This window comes from Methanoculleus sp. (assembly GCF_030019085.1).
Lineage (GTDB): Archaea > Halobacteriota > Methanomicrobia > Methanomicrobiales > Methanoculleaceae > Methanoculleus.
Genome location: NZ_JASEFJ010000005.1, coordinates 57812 through 77159 on the forward strand (window position 1 = coordinate 57812; position 19348 = coordinate 77159).

Sequence of the window (19348 nt, forward strand, 5' to 3'; positions counted from 1 at the left end):
GAGTGGTGAAATCGTGAGCTCTCTATTGAGCGTTATACCGCCCTGTCGACCGGCGAAAGGCGGTCGGCAACCCCCGCCATGACGGCGTGGTAACGGAGGCGGGAGGCCAGGTAGCGCTCGCTCTTTCCGTCGATCGGGAGGGGGGTAAACGTCATACCGTAGTCGATATCCCAGAGTATAAGCCCCCATGGCGGAGCAGCAGCGACCCGCTGTTCGGCCGGTTCTGCAAGGAGCCGTTCGATCTCCCCGGCATCGGACTCGCCGTTTCCCACCCGTTCAAGCACCGTTGCCATGCGCCGGACCATGTTCCAGAGGAAACTCTCACCTGTAACCTCAAAGACCGCGAAACCTCCCTCCGGAAAGACCCGTGCCGCAAGGATTTTTCGCTCAGGTTCGCGGTCGCTTGACCGGGCAAACGACGAGAAGTTGTGACGCCCGATGAAGACCTGCGCGGCATCGTGCATGGCGCTGATCATCTCCGGGGCAGGGAAGAAGTAGTAACGGTATGTCCGGGATCTGGCGCTGTATCGCGGGTGGAACCCCTCAGGTGGCTCTGCCCAGCCGGTACACCAGATGTCCCCCGGGAGCACCCGGTTCAGCACCTGGATCGCGCGTTCCGGAAGATCCGTCATAAAGGAGCAGACCTGAGACCTGGCGTGCACCCCCCGGTCGGTCCTCCCGGCGGTTGCGAATCCTGCCTCACGCCAGTCGTCGAAGACCTGGATACGCCTGCAGGCATCGATGAACTCTCCCTCCACAGTCCGAATACCGGGCTGCATCTGCGAACCAGAGAAGCGGTCACCGAAGTATGAGAACCGCAGTGCCAGGTAGATCATCGGTATACCGTCCGCCGAATTTTGCGGATAGCACCTTTGAGAGACTGGCGGGTGTAGGTGTGGAGCGGTGTCATCCTGCCGCTCGCCATTGTCCGTCCCTCCCGGATCGCGGAGATGATGGAGGCCGCATCCGGTTCGGCCACTACATAGGTGACCCCAAATCCAACATAACGGGCGTTGTGGGCGTCGCTCCCTGCAACGCCGGGTTTCCCGAACTGCCGTGCTATGAGGGCGGCTTTTCGGTTTGCCGAGCCCGTTATGTAGCGGCTGTTGAAGACCTCCACCGCGTCAACCGCCTCTACACCTGCTGCAAGTCTCCTCCCGACTCCGTGGCGCCAGCGGTGGTATGGGTGCGGGAGGATCAGGAGAGCCCCCCTCGAACGGGCCAGGGCAACGGTCTCGAAGAAGTCGCGCCCTGCGGGAGGGGGTTCTGTGATGCCCAGGGCGAGGAGGTGACCTTGTTGAGTCGAGATCTCGGTGCCGGGTATCACGGTCAGAGGCGTGTCGCACTCCATGGCGTAGAGAGCGCCTTCCACCGTGTCGTGGTCTGTGATCGCGACGGCATCAAGACCAATCCTCTCCGCCTGCTGGAGGATTTCTTCCACACTGCTCTCTCCGTCCCTGGAGAACCGGGTGTGGATATGCAGATCGCACCGCAGCATGAGATCAGATTATTTGTCACCCCCGGAATAATAATTGAAGTGTATGCGCATTCTCCTCCCTACCGGTGCGGCAACAGCCGGGATTGTGAAAGTGGCGGCCGAGCGGTTTGCCGGCCGCCACGAGATGGATGTGGTGGTCACCGGTGAGATTGCGGCGTTCCTATCCCCCGGAGATCTCCGGAGACTGCTTGCCGGTGGTGACTACGATATGGTTATTGTCTCCGGGATGTGCACCGCCTCGTTTGCCGATATCGAGCGCGAGACCGGTGTACCCATATACCGTGGGCCGCGACACGCGGCCGATCTGGGGCTGATCCTCCCGTTACTTGATACGATCACCCTCTCCCGGACTCTGCCCGCCGATGAGTTCCTGGCTGAGAGGCGGCGTGAGGAAGCCTACCGGCATGTGGCGCGCCTCGAAGCGGAGGCGGAACCGGATTTCGTCATCCGCGGTCTGAAGATCGGCGGCAATTCGAGGATGAAGGTGCTTGCGGAGATCATGGACGCGCACAGGCGTGACAACCTTTTAGCAGACGTCCTGCGGTTCTTTGCGGCCGGGGCGGATATCGTCGACCTGGGGTTTGGTTTCGATGCGACGGCAGAGGATGTCCGGCGGTGTTTCTCGTCCCTTGCCGGGGTTGAAGCCCCGCTGGCGGTAGACACGCAGGATCCGGATCTCATCAAGGCGGCGCTCAACCGTGCCGACATGGTTCTCTCCCTGCACGAGGGAAACATACCCCTCATCGGGGGGGCGGTTGCGGATGCCGGAGCGGCCGCGGTTGTGGTGCCGCGTGAGCGAACGCTCGCGGAGAACCTTTCTGCCGCGAGGGAGGCCGGGATCCGTTACCTGATCGCCGACCCCCTGCTCCAGCCTGTGGGTTCGGGACTGACAGGATCGCTCGCCAGATTCTCTGATGCCCCTCGTCCTCTCTTTTTCGGGGCTGGAAACGTTGTGGAGCTGCTGGATGCCGATTCCCCGGGAGCAAACGCTCTGCTCGCCGGGATGGCGCGCGAGATTGGGGCCGCGGTCATCTTTACAAGTGAGCATAGCGACAAGACGCAGGGTTCTGTGGCGGAGATGCGCCGGGCGACTGAGATGATGGCTCTTATGACCGACCGGCCGTATCCGAAAGATCTGGGACTCGATCTCCTCATCTTGAAAGAGAAACGCCGCCGCCGAGAACCGCCGCTGGAATATGAGAGCTTCGTGGACGCGGTTTCTGCGCCGGATGAGACAGTCTACGACCCGCTGGGGTGTATCCGGATCGGGGTCGAGGGTGACTCCATCGTCGCAGTTCACCGGGGCCGCGCCGTGAGGGGGGAGTGCTGGGAGGACGTCTTCTACACGCTACTCTTAAACGGGAGTCTCTCCCGACTTGACCACGCCGCATACCTCGGTAAAGAACTTTATAAAGCGGAACTTGCCATCAGGTTTGGCCGGAGTTTCGAACAGGACGGGCCGTTCTGAAATGGTGAGAGGGCAGATCGGGGTATCTATGCCTGACGCGAGGGCTTATGTTCCCTCCATTCCCACCAGTCTGTAAGAATGGCCATACGCGGGATCAGCAGGGATCTGCTTGCGATACTCTTTGAACTCGGGCGGCAACACCATCCAAACGAGTTTCTTGCGGTTTTGCGGGAGCGGAACGGTGTAATCAGCGATCTCGATCTTGTGCCCGGCACCATCGTTGGGGGGGAGAGCGCCTCGTTCTTCATCGATATGCTTCCGCTGGATACCCATCAGGCCGGCAGCGCCCACAGCCACCCGAACGGCGTCCTATCCCCCTCATCGGCGGATCTCAGGTTCTTCCCCTCGGTGGGACGCTACCATATCATCATCGGCCACCCCTACACCCAGGCAGACTGGCGGTGTTACCGCGCGGACGGGAGCGTTGCGGACCTGGAGGTGGTTGGATGATCCGTGTGGTCGCGACCGGGACTTTTGACATCCTCCATCCCGGACACCTCTACTACCTGGAGGAGTCCCGGAAACTCGGCGACGAACTCTATGTGATAGTGGCGCGGGATGCGAACGTTAAGCATAAGCCAAAACCGATCATCCCGGAGGACCAGAGACTCCGGATGGTTGCGGCACTGAAACCGGTGGATCATGCGGTCCCTGGCGATCTGCATGACATGTTCAGGCCGATAGCGGAGATCCGGCCAGATATTATCACGCTCGGGTTTAACCAGCACTTCGATGAGAAACGTCTCCGCCAGAACCTGCGGGAGCGTGGACTCGATGCCGAAGTAGTCCGGATATCCGCTTATTCTGGCTCGCTTGCCAGTTCATCAAAGATAATCGAGCGTATCCTGAACACCCGGTATTTGAGCAGCGACCCGGGGTGTCATGGCAGGGAGGGGTGATCCCGCCTTCGAGAGAGCACCAGCAGGTGACGTCGGTTCATGCGACAGATTGAGATATTGGGCGATGACGATGCCGATGAGCGGACGAACGTGTTGAGAGTCCTGGTTCCGTTCCTGCTCTGCGGTCTCTTTCTCGTTGTCGTCTGGTTCTTACTACCGGTTGAAGGCTGGTTCTTTCTCTTCGTTATGATGGTCGCCTATGTTGTCCCGCCGCTTGGTCGCGAGTCGATCATACCTCTCTGTATCCTGGGGGGGATCCCCTGGTGGCTGACTGCGTTCACCATCGTCTTCCTGGACTTCGCCGGCGGGCTTTTCATGGCCTGGAACTTCCCGCTGGTCCTGCGCATACCTCGTGTCGGCCCCTGGATCAGTCGGTTTGTGGAGGCGGGGAGGTCGTTTCTTGACAGGAAGCCATGGCTTGAGAGGCTCTACTTTGTCGGGCTCATAGCTTTTGTGGCGCTTCCCTTTGACGGTTCGGGGAGTATAGTTGGATCCGTTGTTGGGCGGATGCTCGGGATGACCAAGGCGGAGGTCCTCTCCTGTATCGTCATCGGCGCTGTTATCGGGAGTTATGCAATCGCTCTCGGCATTGACTGGGTTGTAAACCTGATCCCGCCAGGAGCCGGGTTTCTGGTCTCGATTGCCGTCTTCCTTCTGATCGGGGCCACGCTTCTTGTGGCCTACCGGAACTACTATCAAAGGCCGGAGGCGGAAGCCTGAGTGCGGCCCCCCGGCTCGAGATCTCGCAGAAATGGTGACAGGCTCTTCTTGCAAACCCGTTCACCGATGGCGGGGAGTGAGAGAGAACCGTGCCATGGCGTAGACGCGATTTCACCCGGACGCCGGAGATGCACTCCCGGATACGGATCGGGGAGGGGCCTGAAGGTATTGGTTTGACGGTCTCCGATCGAGAAGCGGAGAAAGATCGGTCGAGTTAGACGCTATCCTGCAACCTCTTCCAGACCCCGTTCCGCTCGATGATGACCCAGTAACGTCGCAGTTCGGCTTCCGCCTCCCGATAGTCGGGGTAGCTGTCTGCGACCAGACGCCAGAACCTCTGCGAGTGGTTCTGCTCGCGCAGGTGGGCAACCTCGTGGATGACAATGTAGTCGCGCAGCGAATCCGGGAGGGCTATTACCCGGAGGTTGAAGTTCAGGTTGTTGAGCGTCGAGCAGCTCCCCCACCGCGTTCTCTGCATCTTGATCGTGATCCGGCCAACCTTATGGCTGAGGGAGTCCGGATGGGCCTCAATCCTCTCTGTGACCTCCTCCATCAGGAGCGAGGTGAGGTTTTGCCTCAGATCCCGTATGGACGGGCAGGTGACGGTCTCCCCGGTGGTCTCGATTGCGAACCGCGCGCCAGCGAGCAGGTGGTGGAACCGTCCGTGGAGGAGAAGCAGTTCCTCCCGCCCGCACCCTTCTGCGGCCAGTCGGTCGAGTTCTTCGCGCCGCCTCTCGATCCAGCTGGCATTACGCTGCAGGAACCCATCGACGTCAAACGACGGCGGTGCGACAACGCGCAGGTTTCCGTCTGGCTGCACCTGGAGGCGAGCTGCGCGTACCCTTTTGCGAACGACGGTCACATCTCCCCCGGGGATGCTTCCCTCCTCTTTCCGTTTCATGCAGGCGTTATTGGGATGTCTGGAGGGAAAAAACCTGATCCGGCACGTACCTATACCTGATGATGACAAAGAGCTACATGGGGTTTCCCGCTCGAAGATGCGGGCGGGTTGCGGAAGGACGGTAGCGACCATGAACGAGAAGGAACTCAAGATCGGCGATATAGCTCAACTTACTGGGCTCACGGAGCAGGACGTCCGGAGCCTAATTCAGACCTACGAGAGTCTCTTTACCTACCGGACGATAGGCCGGGTCAGGCTGTTTCCTCAAAGAGCGGTCAAGATCGTCAGGGAACTGGCGGAACTATCCGGGAAAGGGCTTTCACCGGAGGAGATCACGCAGGAGGTAAAGTCCGGGAAGAGATCGGCCGCACCGGAAGAAGGGCCGACAGAAGAGATCGGTCCTGCCGCCGCCTCGCTCCCCCCCGAGGTGGTCATAGATCTCGGGGTGATGCGGGATACGCTTGCCATGCAGGAACGCCGGATCGCGCGCCTGGCTGAGGAACTCGATCGTGAACGCCAGGAGAGGGCCAGCGAGACCGCTCAACTCCGGAAAGCCATCGATGATCTGGAGGAACGACTCTCTGAACAGAAGAGGCACCTTGCACTGGTTGCAGAATGGGTGGACTACTTCGACCGGCAGATGGACGATTTGACCCGCCCGCTGGTCGAGAGGTTCCGGAGGCGGGTCACGAAAAAAGGGGAGTGATCCCGGGATGGTTCGTCCGGTTGGCGTTTGCCTGCTGCTATCTCATCACGATCTGTATTACCGTTGGATACCTACCCACTATGGCATAGACAAGGGGTTTTGCGATCCATACCCGGCCCTCATGCATCCGCCGGAGATGGCTGATCTCCCCCAGATGCTGGAGTGCCTCTACCGCAGCATCGTCTGCAAGAAAGAGACTGTCAGGAACTGTTGAGTCGAAGTAGAAGAGGATCGGGAGCCTGAGCCTACGCTGCAGTTCGGCGGGGAGCGCCTTTTCCAGTCTGAGAAGGACGTCGCGGTCGAACTCATAAAGGTCTCCTCCTTTTGTGACGGACGATGGTTTATCCTCTGAGAGCAGGGTTGAGAGGTGTTTACGTTCCGCAGCAACGCCGTTGTTGATCCTGCCGATCTCAAAGCGCATCCATCGTAGGAGTGTCGACTCCTCGCCAGATGACGGTCGCCCGGGCATCAGTATCATGCTCCCTCTGAGTGTTCGCTCATCCGGTTCTACTGATAAGCCCTCTCATCTCATCTGATATATAACTCGCCCTCTCTTCCCGACAGGATAAATCCGCGGGCTTCCATGAATGAGAGGCCCCGGGCCTGAACTTTGGTTCTGGCACTCCTCGGCGACGTGATCCCGCCGCTGTTCACGTGAGGTATCCTGTCCTGCTCGTGGCAGGCGCAAGCCGGGATATAACCCTTGTAATTGCCTTTAAAGCCCAGAACAGGGGTTTAACCCGGATGACCGCGGTAACGGAGCGTGAAGATATTTCTTTTTATACGGTCAAATACAACGATACAAAAGATGAAAGATTCTGAGGTCATTATGAACCCGAACATGCTGGTACGCTTTCTCAAGAAAGATCCAGCTGAATTTACAAAAGAGGATATCATCTGTTTTTGCGAGGCGAACGGTGTTGAGATGATCAACTTCCGGTATGCTGCAGAGGATGGCAAACTCAAGACCCTCAACTTTGTCATCACCTCGCGTGAGCACCTCGATACCATCCTCTCTGACGGTGAGCGCGTAGACGGCAGTAACCTCTTCTCTTTTATAGAGGCCGGGAGCAGCGACCTCTACGTGATCCCCCGTTACCGCACAGCGTTCATGAGCCCGTTTGCCGAAGTGCCGACGCTTGAGATCCTCTGTTCTTTCTAGAGTGAAGTGGGATCTAACCCGTGGGATTCTCGGGGCTTTCAGGAACGCTGGTATAGAGATCCCATTCCCGCAGGTGGACGTCCATCTGGACAGGGCGACGTGAACTACCTCCCCGAAGGGGGGCTTCTCGCTCTGCCCCTTTCACCCTCCCCGCAAGATAAACCCCATTTTCTTTTACCGGATATACCCGAAATCGATGTAACCCTTATAGGGGTCGACTGCCAGCAGGCGGACACGTATCCTCTGGCCGACCCGCAGGCCCCGTTCCCCGAGGACAACCTTTCCTTCGGCCGGCGGGTCGATCAGCCGGACATAAGTCCCCTTATCCGAGGCACCGGTGACAAACGCCTCAAAGGTCTCACCGATCCGTTCCCTGAGGAGGACCGCCGCTGCTGCCTTCCGGACGAAGCGCTCGACCTTCTGAGCTGCCTTGTCCCGGCCAGTAAGCCAGGCAGCGAGTTCGTCGAGTTCTTCCGGGGTGTAGGGCGGTTCGAGTTCACCGGTGAGCACGGATTTTACCAGCCGCTGAATGACGATATCGACGTAACGCCGGTTTGGTGCGGTGCCGTGGGTGTAGTCAGTGACAGCGAGGGCGAAGTGACCGATAGGTTCTTCCCCGGGCCGAAACGTCACGTACTCACCTGCTCCCATGAGTTTTATGACGGTAAGTGAGAGGTCAGGGAAACGCTCGGGGTCGGCCGCTTTTTGCCGTATGAGGAAACGGGTGAGAGCCTCTGCGTCGGGTTCTTCGGGTAGTGCCGTCCCGCGCTCCGCCGCCACGGCCATGATCTCCTCCCAGTACTTTGGTTTGCGGACGACCCTGTGGATCATCGGGAGACCGGCGTTGTTCAGAAACGATGTCAGCGTCCTGTTCGCCGCGACCATGAACTCCTCGATCAGACAGCGGGCGCGGTTCTGCCGCTGGATGACAAGACCAAGCACCCGTTCACCCTCCACGAGCGGTTCGGGTTCGATGGTCTCAAGGACAAGTGCCCCTCTCTCCGTCCGGTAACTCTTCATCCGTGTTGCGGCCCTGTCCTGGAGGAGGATCTGTTTCATGAGGTCTGGTCTCTCCTGGATCATATCTGGCGCGGGGCCGCTCCCTTCCAGCCAGTCGCCGATCTCCTCGTAGACGAGTTTTGCCTGGTTTGCAACTACTGCCCGGTAGACGTCGCCGGGCACAACGTCCCCGTCGGGGAGAACGGTATACTCGATGACCACCGCCAGACGTTCCTGGCCGGGAAGGAGTGACGTCAGGCCCTCAGAGAGGCGGTCGGGCAGCATCGGAAAGGTCGTAACGCCAGTGTAGACCGCAGTCCCGTTTCTGGCGGCATGGTGGTCGGTCTCCGATCCCTTCGGGACGTAGGCGTCGACATCCGCTATCGCGACCATAACCCGGATCTCTCCGCCGGCCCCCTCTTCACAGACCTCGATCTGGTCAAGGTCTTTAGAATCGTAATTGTCGATCGACGACCAAAGGAGCGATCTGAGGTCACGAGGGTCATCAAGGGTCGCTGCGAAGACCTTTGGTTTAAGCCTCTCGACCTCGCGGAGGACGGATGGGGGGAAGGCCGGAACGAAACCGTACTGCTGCATCGCCGCCCAGGCGATGCTTTTGAGGTTAACGGGCTGTTGATCCTGCATCTCTCTGAGAGATTCGTCTCAGGGTATAAATAATGGCCTGTAAAATTCTCGCAAACCGCGTTTGTTATGGTAGTAGGCTATCCAACCGGTTTCTTCCGGCTCTACCGTGGTCAGATGATCCCACGATGGAGGAAATTCCAGGAGGTCCTGCATCGCTGCCGCTCTCTCTTCCCCCCGTATCTCGAGGTGGGCGGGGTTTTGCGAGAGATAGTATTCGTGACACGCGAGAGAGGGGAGGGGGAACGTATCGTCCCTCAAATGGCGAATCTCCAGCGATACCGTGTCCCAGAGTGCATCTCCAACCTCTCTGTGAAATTCTGTTCCCGCCCCCTGGCACGGCTTTCCCATGACTATCCTCCCTCACGACCCACCTGATGGGGATGGTGGTTTACCGGATCTCGATCCGCTCGCCGGTCACCATGTAATGCACCTTCTCGGCGATCTTGCAGGCGTGGTCGCCGCAGCGTTCGAGGTAGCGGGCTATCATGATACAGTCCGTGCACCATGTGATACTACCGCCGTCATCCTTCATGCAGTCGAGAGACTCGCGGAGGATGTCATACCTGAGGGCATCAACCTTCTCCTCCCTCTCCAGGATATCCTGTATCACGGAGAGGTCTTCACGCTCGAACGCCGTCAGTGCATCGGTGATCATTCCGATGGTGAGATCTGCCATCAGCGGGATATCAGCAAGGCGGCCTGAATCCCGGGTATCGACGAGATCGGGTACCAGGACGGCGATATCTTTTCCATACCGGCCGACGCGGTAGAGGTAGGTGTTCATCTTAAGCGCGGTCGCGATCGTTCGCAGATCCTTTGCCACAGGCTGATACAGTGCGATGAGCCTGAGGCATTTCTGCTCTATCTCGTGATCCTGATCTGCGAGTCTCTTCTTGTCGCGGTCAAACGACTCGACCATACTCACATCCCTGGTCTCCAGCGCTTTTACCGCCCGCTGGAGCATATCCCGTGCGAGATACCCCATCTCAAGGACATCTCTTTTCAGAGACCTAAGTTCGCCGTGAAACTTCTCAACCATGGTCTTCCTACCCGAACCGCCCGGTGATGTAGTTTTCCGTCAGTTCTTCTGCCGGGTCCTCAAAGATCTGCTGTGTCCTATCAAACTCGACCAACCTGCCCATATACATGAACCCGGTATACTCGCTGGCCCGCGCCGCCTGTTGCATGTTATGCGTGACTATGATGACGGTGTAGTCCCGGGCGAGCCTGATGATAAGGTCCTCAATCTTTGCTGTGGCTATGGGGTCGAGGGCGGAACAGGGTTCATCCATCAGGATGACCCGGGGTTCGACCGCAAGCGACCGGGCGATGCAGAGCCTCTGCTGTTGCCCACCGGAGAGGGCGAGTGCTGGTTCGTGGAGCCGGTCTTTCACCTCATCCCAGAGCGCGGCACGTCTCAAGCTGGTCTCGACGATATCGTCGAGCATCTCTTTGTGCCGCTCCCCGTGGATCCTGGGGCCGTAGGCGACGTTTTCGTAGATGCTCTTTGGGAAGGGGTTTGGTTTCTGGAACACCATGCCGATCTTCTCTCGGATCGTGTATACGTCCGTGCGATCAGCGTATATGTCGTCCCCCTCAAAGAGGATCTGGCCGGTGATTCGTGCCGAGTCGATGAGGTCGTTCATCCGGTTGAAACACCGGAGAAGGGTCGATTTACCACATCCCGAGGGGCCGATCAGCGCCGTGACCGTGTTCTTAGGGACGCGTATCGAGATATTGAGGAGGGCCTGTTTAGGCCCATACCATAGGTTGAGGTCTCTTGTTTCTAGAATCGTTGAGTCATCCATGTCTACATCACCGTTGCCCGGTTGTATCTCCGGCGGACGAGTATTGCAACGAGGTATATCGAGAGTACCATCATCAGGAGCACAAGGGCCGTCCCGAACTTCTGGTTGTCCGCTCCGGGTACGCTCGTCGTGAGGATGAAGAGGTGGTAGGGGAGCGCCATTACCGGTTCAGAGAGTGATGACGGAAGATATCTGCTGCTGAAGACCACCGCGGTGAACATTATGGGCGCGGTCTCCCCGGCGGCGCGACCAATCGAGAGGATCGCTCCGGTAATGATGCCGGGGAGTGCAGGAGGAAGCACCACGCGCCAGATAGTCTGCCATTTCGAGGCTCCGAGTGCATAACTGCCTTCCCGGAGGGATTTTGGGATCGACCGGAGCGACTCTTCGGTCGTCCTTATTATGGTGGGGAGGATCATCAGACCCAGAGTTATCTGCCCGGCGATAAGAGAGACCCCGAAGTTCAGGAAGAGGACCAGGAACGCAAACCCGAACAGCCCGAATACGATGGATGGTGTTCCGTTCAGCAGATCGACCGCAGCGCGGATCCCCCGCGTCAGCCGGGTATCGGCCGTATACTCGATCAGGTATATGGCGGTCGCGATGCCGATGGGGAGCGCTACTGCCAGCGCCCCCGCAACCAGGTAGAGTGTCCCGACGATTGCGGGGAATATCCCCCCCTCTCTCCCGAGGTTGCTCGGTGGGGCGGTCAAAAACTCCAGACTGATCGCCCCGGCCCCGTTGACGATGATCTCAAGCAGGATCACCCCCAGAGCCGCAAGCACGATCACGACCCCGAGTGAGATCAGTAGAAACGCGAACCTCTGTGTGGTTCGCGGGTGAATGACCCTCCTTTTGGCCTGGCGAGGAAGGGAGACCGGTATGAGGTTGTGGACGGACTGCATGAACGCCCCTGATGCCCTCGAACGTGCCGGGGTCATCTGGATCCGGTGTATGATGAACCTCGCCAGGCCGTTGACGGCGAGTGTGATCACCAGCAGGACAACCGCTACGCCGAAGAGCGCGTGGTAGTGCATGCTCCCGAACGCCACTTCGCCCATCTCTATCCCGAGCGTCCCTGTGAGCGTCCGCACCGGGGAGAAGACGTTGGTTATCGGTTCAGGAATGATAGCGGCGTTCCCTGTGACCATGAGCACCGCCATAGTCTCGCCGATGGCACGCCCCATCCCCAGGATGACCGCCGCAGTGATCCCGGAGAGAGCGCCGGGCACAACGACTCTCCTGATTGTCTGCCACCGGGTTGCCCCGAGTGCAAGGCTGCCCTCTCTGAACTCCCGGGGGACAGAACTGAGGGCGTCCTCCGCGACGCTTGTGATGGTCGGGATGGCCATGATAGCAAGCAGGATCGAGCCCGCAAGCCAGCTGGAGCCGGATGGTCGGTCAAAGAGGATCCGGATCCACTCTGTCAGGAGTATCAGCCCGAAGAACCCGTAGACGACCGAGGGTATACCTGCCAGCAACTCGACAGCCGGTTTGATGACCTCTTTCGTCCGGGGACCGGCAATCTCGGCGATGTAGATGGCAGTGGCCATGCTGAGCGGGACGGCTATCGCCATCGCGAGCGCCGTCACCAGAAGTGTGCCGACGATGAGCGGGAGTATCCCGAACGATGGCGTCGGCCCGGCGGGGTTCCAGTCCATGCCGGCCAGGAAGTTCCAGAGGCCGATCTCAAGAACTATCTGGTAGCCGTCGCGAAGCAGGAAACCGATGATGAAGAAGACGATGAGGATCGCGAGCAGCGCGACGATGAAAAGGAGTTTGCCGACGATGAGATCGGTGAGGTGCCGGCCTCTCCTGGCGAATGGAACTTCAGGTTCTCTCCGGAAATGTCCTGACCACCCGGGATAGCCGGATTGAACTGCTGCCGCTTCTTCTTTCTTCATGTTCGCTCAGGGTTGCGTTATAAAAGAAATGTGGGGGGTTACCCCTGCAGCGGTATGTAATCGACGCTCGCCACGATCTGCTGCCCTTCCTCGCTCATGATGAACTCCAGGAACTCTTTTACAGCACCTTCGGGCTCACCGTTCGTCAGCATGTATAGCGGCCGGGTGATCGGATACTTCTTGCTGTTGATGTTCTCAAGTGTGGGCTCTATAGTGTTTCCGTCGACCTCAATGTTTAGCTGCTTCACGCCTTCAGTGTAACCCAGGCCCACGTAACCTATCGCACCGGGGGTGCGGGAGACCTTCTGCTGGATGCCGCCGTTTGAGTTGAACTCTTCCTGAGACCTGATGAAGTCTTCTTTCTTCATCACATACTCGCCAAAGAACTCACGGGTTCCTGATGCACTGTCTCTACCGATGACGACTATCTCCAGGTCTGGCCCCCCAACCTGGTTCCAGTTTGTGTAGGTGCCGTTGTATATGCCGCGCACCTGGTCCAGGGTTAGACTCTCGATGCTGTTTTCAGGGTGGACGATTAGAAGTATAGCATCATCTGCGATGTGGTGCAGGACAAGACCTGGATACATCCCGGTCTCCTCGGGCTTCAGGTCACGCGAGGACATCCCTATATCTGCTGTCCCCTCACCCACGGCCCTGACACCGACGCTTGAACCGCCGCCGCTCACCAGAACACTGGTGGAGGGATACCTGTCCTCGAAGGTTTCCCTTGCTTTCTCGGCGATGGGGAGCACCGTTGTCGATCCGGTTACCGTGATCTGTTGTGACGGTGATGCCGGTGACCCGGACGGCTGGCTGCCGAGACACCCGGCTGCCATCAGAACTACCATAAGTATGCCGGCGAGAGCAACCGCCGTCACACCCGACAGACGTTTTCCTGTCATGATAATAAATGGATGGTAAAAAGGTATAGTTATTTTCGACATTAAATATAGTCAAATCCATACAATAAATACCAGTATATTCAATATTGTTGCAACAGTTAATTATTTCTACTCCTATAGAAACACGTCTCTTATGGAGTTTCGGAAGGTCCAGAGAACCGGTGGGTCTTCGTATGTCATCTCTCTTCCAAAGGAATGGGTTCAGTCTATGAACATCAAGAAGAACGAGCCCCTTCCGGTGAAGGTCCAGGCCGATGGAAGCCTTCTCATCCTGCCCCGTCCCTCAGAGGAGAAACAGTCCAGGGAAAAGGAGTTCCAGGTCGACTCTATCCGGGATCCCGTTTTCCTCTTCCGGTGTCTTGTGGGCTCCTACATCGCCGGGTATACGGCCATCCGCATATCTGCGTCCACCAGACTCCCCCCTGCCATCCGCAAAGCTGTACGTGACTTCAGTATGATGACCATCGGCCAGCAGATCGTCGAGGAGACCGACTCATCCATCCTCATGCGGGACATCCTGAACCCGGTGGAGATGCCGTTTGAGAACAGCATCAGACGGATGTTTGTGATAATTGGGACGATGTATAACGATGCTATGGTCGCACTCGAGTCACGAGACACCGTTCTGGCGGAGGATGTCATCAAAAGGGATGTGGAGGTGGACAAACTCCAGTGGCTGATCTCGCGCCAGTATCATCTAATGTTCAGAGACGCGACGCTTCCGGAGAAACTCCACGTGACCGTTGAAGGGGCATCCAGTTATTATACGGTCAGTAGAAGCCTTGAGCGAATCGGCGACCACGGTGTCAGGATTGCATCTCATGTCCCCGTTCTGATCGAGCACGAGGTCGATGGTGAAGTCGTCAACGGGATTAAAGCAGCCACGGAGACCGCAATGTCCATATTGGATTCAAGCATGCGGGCTCTCTTCTCATCAGATATGGTCGATGCCAACCGGACGATCGAGATGGTTGGAGACCTTGCCAGGATGACGGATGGTATCAGCGCCCTTGCGCACGAAAAGTCTGGCGAGGTTGTCCTCTCGATCGGCTACATCGCTGAGAGCATCCGGCGGGCGGGGGAGTATTCCGCCGACATCTCTGAGGCGATCATCAACCAGATCATCCGGGATTGAAGGTCTATCCGCCTAACTCTCCTCTTTCTCCCACCAGACCGCTGCTGTGGGCCTTCGTGTTGTCTCGACATACTTCCCGGCCTCGTCTCTGTAAAGCACCCTGGCAAAGTAGTCCCTGACCGGAGAGAGATCCTCCATGCCCGGGTTGTGCATCGCCACCCATGTTCGGGCGGCCTCTTCTGGAGATTCGTAGACGGTCTCCCAGACGGCGTTATAGATCCTGACGTTCGGGTAGATACCGGCATCGTGGAGGATGTTTACGGGGAAGATGTAGTCGGGGTAGCCTTTCCTCATTATCGCTTCTTCTCCAAAGACTGCACGATATAGTGCCATCTCCTCGGGGCCACGCCACTCGCCTGCGTGCCAGAAGAGGTAGACCGCCCGGGTTGCAGCGGCGTCTAGTTTTTCCAGGGCGGCAGCAAGGTCGTAGAACCCGAGCGAGAAAGCCGCGATGGCGATCTCGTGGGGCTCGATATCTCTCCCGATCACGACATCCTCCCAGCGCATCTTAACGCAGGAGTAGTTCGTGAGTCCTTCAGCTGCCATCCGCTCGCGCAGGACGTTGAGCATGCCTTCGGAGGGGTCGAGGGCTGTTACGTGGACTGCGGTCCTCGCAATCGGCACCGCAAGTCTACCTGTGCCTGCACCAACGTCAAGCACGGTCTCCCCGCCCTGGAGGTTGATGATCTCGAGTTCCAGTCTGGTTGCTTCCTTCTCACCGCGGGTGACCCGTCTGTAGGCAGATGCACGTCTGTCCCAGGCGGCGGCGGGATCACGGCTCTTTGCGAGCCGTTCGGGTGAACTTATGTGGATTGCTTTCCAGAGTTCGTTCCAGTCGATGATCCGGTGCATACTGTTTTGCTCGTTCTGCGATTGTATATACTGTCCGCATCCTTCGGTGTGGTGCGCACAACGTATTTATCGTCACAGACTGATGTTTATATACAGAAAATTGCCGGGCCCGTAGCTTAGTCTGGTTAGAGCGCTCGGCTCATAACCGAGCGGTCGTGGGTTCAAATCCCTCCGGGCCCATTATTTGATCGGGGTCTCCCTGAAGGTGCAAACCCGTCTGTGACATTTTTTTGTCCAACTCCTTCGTCTATGGACTTGCAGAACCTGCATGGGAGATCTGAAATCTGTAGGTGCATGAAGAAGGGCCCCCTTCTACTGAGGACGGGTAGAAAGGCTTCAGGCATCTGCCGCAATTCTCATACCGCCCTCTCTTCAGGGTGTGGAATCGCCGAGGAGCCGTTTCCAATCCTGTATACCCGGGACCGGGTTTTGCGGGAGAACTTCCGACTACACTCAGGTTAGAATCGTTCTGAAAGTCCGGTCTCCTGGCCGGGGCACGGCTTTCCAGCAACCATCATCCACTCTCCATCCGGCCGTGTGGGGATCGTATACAGGCCGGAATTTTTGCGATTACCATTGTGTTGTGGCAACTACCCGGGTTGAACCCCGGAATCGCTCACCCGGATGGCTCCTGCTCCGCGTCTTTCTTCCTGTAGCCCTCAAGCAGGATCGTAGTCAGGTTCTTCACCGGAACATCCGTGCAGTCGGCGATATGGAACTCGCAGAACGGGCAGACCGTCACCACCACGTCCGCACCGGTCGCCCTCACCGCCTCGCCGCGCATAGCCCCGAGGGCCATCGCCTCCTCCGGCACCCCCGACCGGACGCCACCACCGGCACCGCAACACTGCGCCGGCATCTCCACGAACTCCCTCACAGTCTGCCGGAGGAGTTCCCGCGGCTGTTCGCGGATCCCCTGGCCCCGCAGGAGGTGGCAGGGGTCGTGGTAGGTCGCCCGTATATCGAGTCTCGCCGGGGGCTCGATCCCGTAATCCGTCAGGACCTCGGTGACGTCTTTGACCACGAACGGGGTCTCGTAATCGTTCTTCAGCGTCGCCCCGCAGCCGGCACAGATCGTCATCACGGTCTTTATCCCCCGGCTTGTGAACGCCTCGATGTTCCGCTCTTTCAGGTCGTCCACAAACGATGTCTGTCCCGTCCTGATCAGCGGCGACCCGCAGCAGACCTGCTCGTGGGGGATGATCACCCTGATCCCGTTACGTTTCATGACCTCCATCGCGTCAAGCGCCGTCTGCGGCACCCGGCCGTTGAACATACAGCCGACAAAGAACCCTACCTCTCCGCGGACCGGTCCATCTGGCTCTATCACCTCCGGCACCTGCTCAAGGAACGTGACCTTCGTCCGCTCGACGCTCCGTCCCGTCTCCTGCACCAGTCGGGCCACCTCCTGGTGTCGCGGGAGGGTCAGCCCGCGCCGGTTCGCGAGTTCCCGGAGTTTCTCGATCGCCTTTCCGGGGGTATCGATATCCTTCGGACAGACCTCCACGCAGCGCTTGCAGGTTGTGCAGTAGAAGAGCCCTTTCTTGATGGCATCGGTGATCCGGTCGCCGGAATCCCTGGGGTCGAGGGCAAGTCGCATCTCCTGACGGAGCACCGTCGGTCCGGCGAACTCTGTCACCAGGAGCGCCGGACAGGCAGAGACGCAGCAGAGGCACTCGATGCAGTCCCGGAGCGGTTTTATCTCCTCGATCACCTCCTTTGGCGGGAGTTCCGCGTCTGGTCTCGGGCAGATCCTGGCGATCTTGGCGATCACCGGTTCCATATCGATCACCAGGTCCTTAAGGACGGGGAGCACCAGCGGTTCGACCGTCATCCCGTCGCGTGCCTCCTCCATGCAGGCAAGGACGGGTTCCCCGTTAACCCTGACGGCGCATGTTCCACACTGTCCTGCCCCGCAGCAGTAACGGTAGGCAAGCGTCGGGTCGTGGTCGTCGTGGACGGCATGAAGAGCGTGGAGCACCCTCGCGCCCTCATTGACCTCGACGGTATATTCCTCAAGGTGCGGTTCCGCGTCTACCGCGGGGTTGAAACGCGAGACCTTTATTCTGATCTTTTTCATGCTGCCACTTCCCGTCGCTCGATCCCATCCCGGGTGAGAGAGATGTATGTATGTCCAAACGGTGACTTCGCCGGTTCGGTCGCGACCTCGGCGTCCAGCCTCATGTGGGCTCCACGACTCTCCGGTCTCAACATGGCGCAGCGGATTATCAGGGAGGCGGTGGTGCACATGTTCCGGACAATACAGCACTCGGCAAGGTTATCGCTCGATGCTGCGTATAGCCGCCGATCCGAGAGACGGCGGACCTGCATAAGGGCAGTCCGGAGGTCAGCGGCGTTTCGAAAGATCCCGGCCTGGTTCCACATCGTGAGTTTCAGGTCTTTCCGAACATCCGCCGGCTTTACCACCCCGTCATAGAAACCGTCGAGCATCTTGAAGATATCATGGACTCTTGCCTCATCGATCCGGCCGCTCCGTGCCGCAGACATCCCGGCGAACTCGCCTGCACGTTTCCCGAAGACCTGTGTCTCGGCAAGCGCGTTCCCGCCCAGGCGGTTTGCACCGTGCACCCCGCCGGCAACCTCCCCGCATGCAAAGAGGCCTGGCAGGGTTGTCCGGCACTCGGCGGTGATCCGGAGCCCGCCCATGATGTGGTGGGCGGTGGGCGCCACTTCCATCGGTTCCCGCCTGATATCCACGCCGAATGCGAGGAACTGTTCAAGCATCACCGGGAGACGGGTCTCGATCGTCTCTGCTGGAAGGTGGGTAACGTCCAGGTAAACCCCACCGCGGGCCGTCCCGCGCCCTTCCAGCACCTCGGTTGCGATAGCCCTTGCAACCACGTCCCGGGTGGAGAGTTCCATTCGCTCGGGATCGTATCGTCTCATGAACCGCTCACGCCGGGCGTTCATGAGGAGACCACCCTCTCCCCGGACGGCCTCCGTCACAAGGCGCCCCCGTGCGTCGTAGGGGTAGACTGCGCCTGTTGGGTGGAACTGGACCATCTCCATATCGATCAGTTCCGCCCCTGCACGGTAGGCCATGGCGAACCCGTCCCCGGTACCGGCGGCGGAGTTTGTGGATATGTCGTAGACCTGCGTCCCTCCCCCGGTTGCAAGCACCGTCGCGTCGGCCCGGAAGAGCACAACCTCACCGTCACGATCGAGGGCGATCACCCCTGCGACCGCACCGTTCTCGTCTGTTAGAAGGTCGATTACGGTGACCTCCTGGTAGATGTGCGTATCTGTTGCATCAAGACGTTCGAGTAGGGTCATTATGATCTCATGCCCCGTCCGGTCGCCGGCATAACACGTTCTGGGAAACCGCTGTCCGCCAAACGGCCGCTGTGCAACCTGACACTCGGTAGTTACATCGAAGACCGCGCCCCAGCGGATGAGGTCGTCCATCCGCTCAGGGGCCTCGTGAACCAGGATGTCCACGAGTTCTGGATCGTTGAGATATGCGCCGCCCGCCAGGGTATCCTCCCGGTGGACATCAATCGAGTCCTGGTCGCGCAGCACAGCGTTGTATCCACCCTCTGCCATCGTCGTGCACCCACCCTTGCCGGCGATTGTCTTGGAGACCAGGACAACATCGCCGTAGCGGGACGCCTCGATGGCAGCCCGGATACCAGCGCCGCCACTCCCGACAACCAGCACGTGCGTGTCCACAATCTCATCTACAAGCATCTTATTAGTCGATGCGTTGTATACTATCATAAAGTAATTGC

Annotated in this window: 20 protein-coding genes and 1 tRNA gene; 8 read left to right on the forward strand and 13 right to left on the reverse strand. The window is 58.8% G+C overall.

The window, feature by feature from the left end:
• Window positions 1-32: 32 nt before the first annotated feature.
• Window positions 33-836 carry a tRNA pseudouridine(38-40) synthase TruA gene (truA, locus tag QMC91_RS03960; protein WP_300235639.1) on the reverse strand — a complete coding sequence of 268 codons (804 nt, stop codon included), beginning with the start codon at window positions 834-836 and terminating at the stop codon, window positions 33-35.
• On the reverse strand, window positions 833-1498 hold the full coding sequence (locus tag QMC91_RS03965; RefSeq protein ID WP_300235642.1) for a PHP domain-containing protein: 666 nt from the start codon (window positions 1496-1498) through the stop codon (window positions 833-835). Before QMC91_RS03965 ends, truA begins: the two co-directional genes overlap by 4 nt.
• A 43-nt stretch (window positions 1499-1541) precedes the next feature.
• On the opposite strand from QMC91_RS03965, the gene QMC91_RS03970 reads away from it, so the two are divergent.
• The 4 genes from QMC91_RS03970 (at window position 1542) to QMC91_RS03985 (ending at window position 4585) form a co-directional block, all read left to right on the forward strand.
• Window positions 1542-2966 carry a dihydropteroate synthase-like protein gene (locus tag QMC91_RS03970; RefSeq protein WP_300235645.1) on the forward strand — a complete coding sequence of 475 codons (1425 nt, stop codon included), beginning with the start codon at window positions 1542-1544 and terminating at the stop codon, window positions 2964-2966.
• A gap of 78 nt (window positions 2967-3044) precedes the next feature.
• Complete coding sequence (locus tag QMC91_RS03975; RefSeq protein WP_300235648.1) at window positions 3045-3416, forward strand: Mov34/MPN/PAD-1 family protein; 372 nt, start codon at window positions 3045-3047, stop codon at window positions 3414-3416.
• A complete protein-coding gene (locus QMC91_RS03980; RefSeq protein ID WP_300235651.1) occupies window positions 3413-3865 on the forward strand; it encodes an FAD synthase in 453 nt (150 codons plus the stop codon). Before QMC91_RS03975 ends, QMC91_RS03980 begins: the two co-directional genes overlap by 4 nt.
• A gap of 39 nt (window positions 3866-3904) precedes the next feature.
• Window positions 3905-4585, forward strand: coding sequence for a small multi-drug export protein (locus tag QMC91_RS03985; protein WP_300235654.1), 681 nt, complete (start codon window positions 3905-3907; stop codon window positions 4583-4585).
• Between the two features lie 214 nt (window positions 4586-4799).
• On the opposite strand, the gene QMC91_RS03990 is transcribed toward QMC91_RS03985, so the two are convergent.
• Entirely contained in the window at window positions 4800-5486 is a 687-nt protein-coding gene (locus QMC91_RS03990; RefSeq protein ID WP_300235657.1) for a SprT family zinc-dependent metalloprotease, read from the reverse strand.
• Window positions 5487-5616: 130 nt separating this feature from the next.
• Here QMC91_RS03990 and QMC91_RS03995 point away from each other — a divergent pair, with 130 nt between their 5' ends.
• Window positions 5617-6192, forward strand: coding sequence for a hypothetical protein (locus QMC91_RS03995; protein WP_300235659.1), 576 nt, complete (start codon window positions 5617-5619; stop codon window positions 6190-6192).
• 37 nt (window positions 6193-6229) lie between these two features.
• On the opposite strand, the gene QMC91_RS04000 is transcribed toward QMC91_RS03995, so the two are convergent.
• Window positions 6230-6670 (reverse strand): DUF61 family protein, encoded by a 441-nt coding sequence (locus tag QMC91_RS04000; protein ID WP_300235662.1) that lies wholly within the window; start codon window positions 6668-6670, stop codon window positions 6230-6232.
• Between the two features lie 330 nt (window positions 6671-7000).
• Between QMC91_RS04000 and QMC91_RS04005 the strand changes: the two genes are divergently transcribed.
• Entirely contained in the window at window positions 7001-7354 is a 354-nt protein-coding gene (locus QMC91_RS04005) for a glutamine synthetase (protein WP_300235664.1), read from the forward strand.
• A gap of 174 nt (window positions 7355-7528) precedes the next feature.
• Here the strand turns inward: QMC91_RS04005 and QMC91_RS04010 are convergent, their stop codons facing one another.
• Genes QMC91_RS04010 through QMC91_RS04035 form a run of 6 tightly spaced genes read right to left on the reverse strand, consistent with a single transcriptional unit; the run spans window position 7529 to window position 13612 of the window.
• A complete protein-coding gene (locus QMC91_RS04010; RefSeq protein ID WP_300235667.1) occupies window positions 7529-8998 on the reverse strand; it encodes an RNB domain-containing ribonuclease in 1470 nt (489 codons plus the stop codon).
• An 18-nt stretch (window positions 8999-9016) separates the two neighbouring features.
• Window positions 9017-9346 carry a hypothetical protein gene (locus QMC91_RS04015; protein WP_300235670.1) on the reverse strand — a complete coding sequence of 110 codons (330 nt, stop codon included), beginning with the start codon at window positions 9344-9346 and terminating at the stop codon, window positions 9017-9019.
• Between the two features lie 40 nt (window positions 9347-9386).
• Window positions 9387-10037, reverse strand: coding sequence for a phosphate signaling complex protein PhoU (gene phoU, locus QMC91_RS04020; RefSeq protein ID WP_300235673.1), 651 nt, complete (start codon window positions 10035-10037; stop codon window positions 9387-9389).
• 7 nt (window positions 10038-10044) lie between these two features.
• On the reverse strand, window positions 10045-10806 hold the full coding sequence (pstB, locus tag QMC91_RS04025) for a phosphate ABC transporter ATP-binding protein PstB (RefSeq protein WP_300235676.1): 762 nt from the start codon (window positions 10804-10806) through the stop codon (window positions 10045-10047).
• Between the two features lie 2 nt (window positions 10807-10808).
• Window positions 10809-12710: a phosphate ABC transporter permease PstA gene (pstA, locus tag QMC91_RS04030; protein WP_300235678.1), complete on the reverse strand. Its 1902-nt coding sequence runs from the start codon at window positions 12708-12710 to the stop codon at window positions 10809-10811.
• A 38-nt stretch (window positions 12711-12748) separates the two neighbouring features.
• Entirely contained in the window at window positions 12749-13612 is an 864-nt protein-coding gene (locus QMC91_RS04035; RefSeq protein WP_300235681.1) for a phosphate ABC transporter substrate-binding protein, read from the reverse strand.
• A 133-nt stretch (window positions 13613-13745) separates the two neighbouring features.
• Between QMC91_RS04035 and QMC91_RS04040 the strand changes: the two genes are divergently transcribed.
• Entirely contained in the window at window positions 13746-14747 is a 1002-nt protein-coding gene (locus QMC91_RS04040; protein ID WP_300235684.1) for a phosphate uptake regulator PhoU, read from the forward strand.
• Window positions 14748-14759: 12 nt separating this feature from the next.
• Here the strand turns inward: QMC91_RS04040 and QMC91_RS04045 are convergent, their stop codons facing one another.
• The gene (locus QMC91_RS04045) at window positions 14760-15599 is read right to left on the reverse strand and encodes a class I SAM-dependent methyltransferase (RefSeq protein WP_300235687.1); all 840 of its coding nucleotides are present in this window, start codon (window positions 15597-15599) and stop codon (window positions 14760-14762) included.
• 105 nt (window positions 15600-15704) lie between these two features.
• Here QMC91_RS04045 and QMC91_RS04050 point away from each other — a divergent pair.
• Window positions 15705-15779: transfer RNA gene (locus tag QMC91_RS04050), tRNA-Ile, on the forward strand.
• 436 nt (window positions 15780-16215) lie between these two features.
• Here the strand turns inward: QMC91_RS04050 and tfrB are convergent.
• Together tfrB and tfrA are read right to left on the reverse strand one after the other, a co-directional pair.
• Complete coding sequence (tfrB, locus tag QMC91_RS04055) at window positions 16216-17679, reverse strand: fumarate reductase (CoM/CoB) subunit TfrB (RefSeq protein WP_300235690.1); 1464 nt, start codon at window positions 17677-17679, stop codon at window positions 16216-16218.
• Window positions 17676-19307, reverse strand: coding sequence for a fumarate reductase (CoM/CoB) subunit TfrA (gene tfrA, locus QMC91_RS04060; RefSeq protein ID WP_300235693.1), 1632 nt, complete (start codon window positions 19305-19307; stop codon window positions 17676-17678). The genes tfrB and tfrA overlap by 4 nt, the downstream gene beginning before the upstream one ends.
• Window positions 19308-19348: the final 41 nt, after the last annotated feature.

Excerpts from the sequence above, each read along its gene's own strand:
- QMC91_RS03985 (WP_300235654.1), top strand. The coding sequence starts at position 3,905 with ATGCGACAGATTGAGATATTGGGCGATGACGATGCCGATGAGCGGACG.
- QMC91_RS04015 (WP_300235670.1), bottom strand. The coding sequence starts at position 9,346 with ATGGGAAAGCCGTGCCAGGGGGCGGGAACAGAATTTCACAGAGAGGTT.
- QMC91_RS03980 (WP_300235651.1), top strand. The coding sequence starts at position 3,413 with ATGATCCGTGTGGTCGCGACCGGGACTTTTGACATCCTCCATCCCGGA.
- QMC91_RS03970 (WP_300235645.1), top strand. The coding sequence starts at position 1,542 with ATGCGCATTCTCCTCCCTACCGGTGCGGCAACAGCCGGGATTGTGAAA.
- pstB (WP_300235676.1), bottom strand. The coding sequence starts at position 10,806 with ATGGATGACTCAACGATTCTAGAAACAAGAGACCTCAACCTATGGTAT.
- phoU (WP_300235673.1), bottom strand. The coding sequence starts at position 10,037 with ATGGTTGAGAAGTTTCACGGCGAACTTAGGTCTCTGAAAAGAGATGTC.
- QMC91_RS03995 (WP_300235659.1), top strand. The coding sequence starts at position 5,617 with ATGAACGAGAAGGAACTCAAGATCGGCGATATAGCTCAACTTACTGGG.
- tfrA (WP_300235693.1), bottom strand. The coding sequence starts at position 19,307 with ATGCTTGTAGATGAGATTGTGGACACGCACGTGCTGGTTGTCGGGAGT.
- QMC91_RS03975 (WP_300235648.1), top strand. The coding sequence starts at position 3,045 with ATGGCCATACGCGGGATCAGCAGGGATCTGCTTGCGATACTCTTTGAA.
- QMC91_RS04010 (WP_300235667.1), bottom strand. The coding sequence starts at position 8,998 with ATGCAGGATCAACAGCCCGTTAACCTCAAAAGCATCGCCTGGGCGGCG.
- QMC91_RS03990 (WP_300235657.1), bottom strand. The coding sequence starts at position 5,486 with ATGAAACGGAAAGAGGAGGGAAGCATCCCCGGGGGAGATGTGACCGTC.
- QMC91_RS04000 (WP_300235662.1), bottom strand. The coding sequence starts at position 6,670 with ATGATACTGATGCCCGGGCGACCGTCATCTGGCGAGGAGTCGACACTC.
- QMC91_RS03965 (WP_300235642.1), bottom strand. The coding sequence starts at position 1,498 with ATGCTGCGGTGCGATCTGCATATCCACACCCGGTTCTCCAGGGACGGA.
- tfrB (WP_300235690.1), bottom strand. The coding sequence starts at position 17,679 with ATGAAAAAGATCAGAATAAAGGTCTCGCGTTTCAACCCCGCGGTAGAC.
- QMC91_RS04040 (WP_300235684.1), top strand. The coding sequence starts at position 13,746 with ATGGAGTTTCGGAAGGTCCAGAGAACCGGTGGGTCTTCGTATGTCATC.
- pstA (WP_300235678.1), bottom strand. The coding sequence starts at position 12,710 with ATGAAGAAAGAAGAAGCGGCAGCAGTTCAATCCGGCTATCCCGGGTGG.
- QMC91_RS04005 (WP_300235664.1), top strand. The coding sequence starts at position 7,001 with ATGAAAGATTCTGAGGTCATTATGAACCCGAACATGCTGGTACGCTTT.
- truA (WP_300235639.1), bottom strand. The coding sequence starts at position 836 with ATGATCTACCTGGCACTGCGGTTCTCATACTTCGGTGACCGCTTCTCT.
- QMC91_RS04045 (WP_300235687.1), bottom strand. The coding sequence starts at position 15,599 with ATGCACCGGATCATCGACTGGAACGAACTCTGGAAAGCAATCCACATA.
- QMC91_RS04035 (WP_300235681.1), bottom strand. The coding sequence starts at position 13,612 with ATGACAGGAAAACGTCTGTCGGGTGTGACGGCGGTTGCTCTCGCCGGC.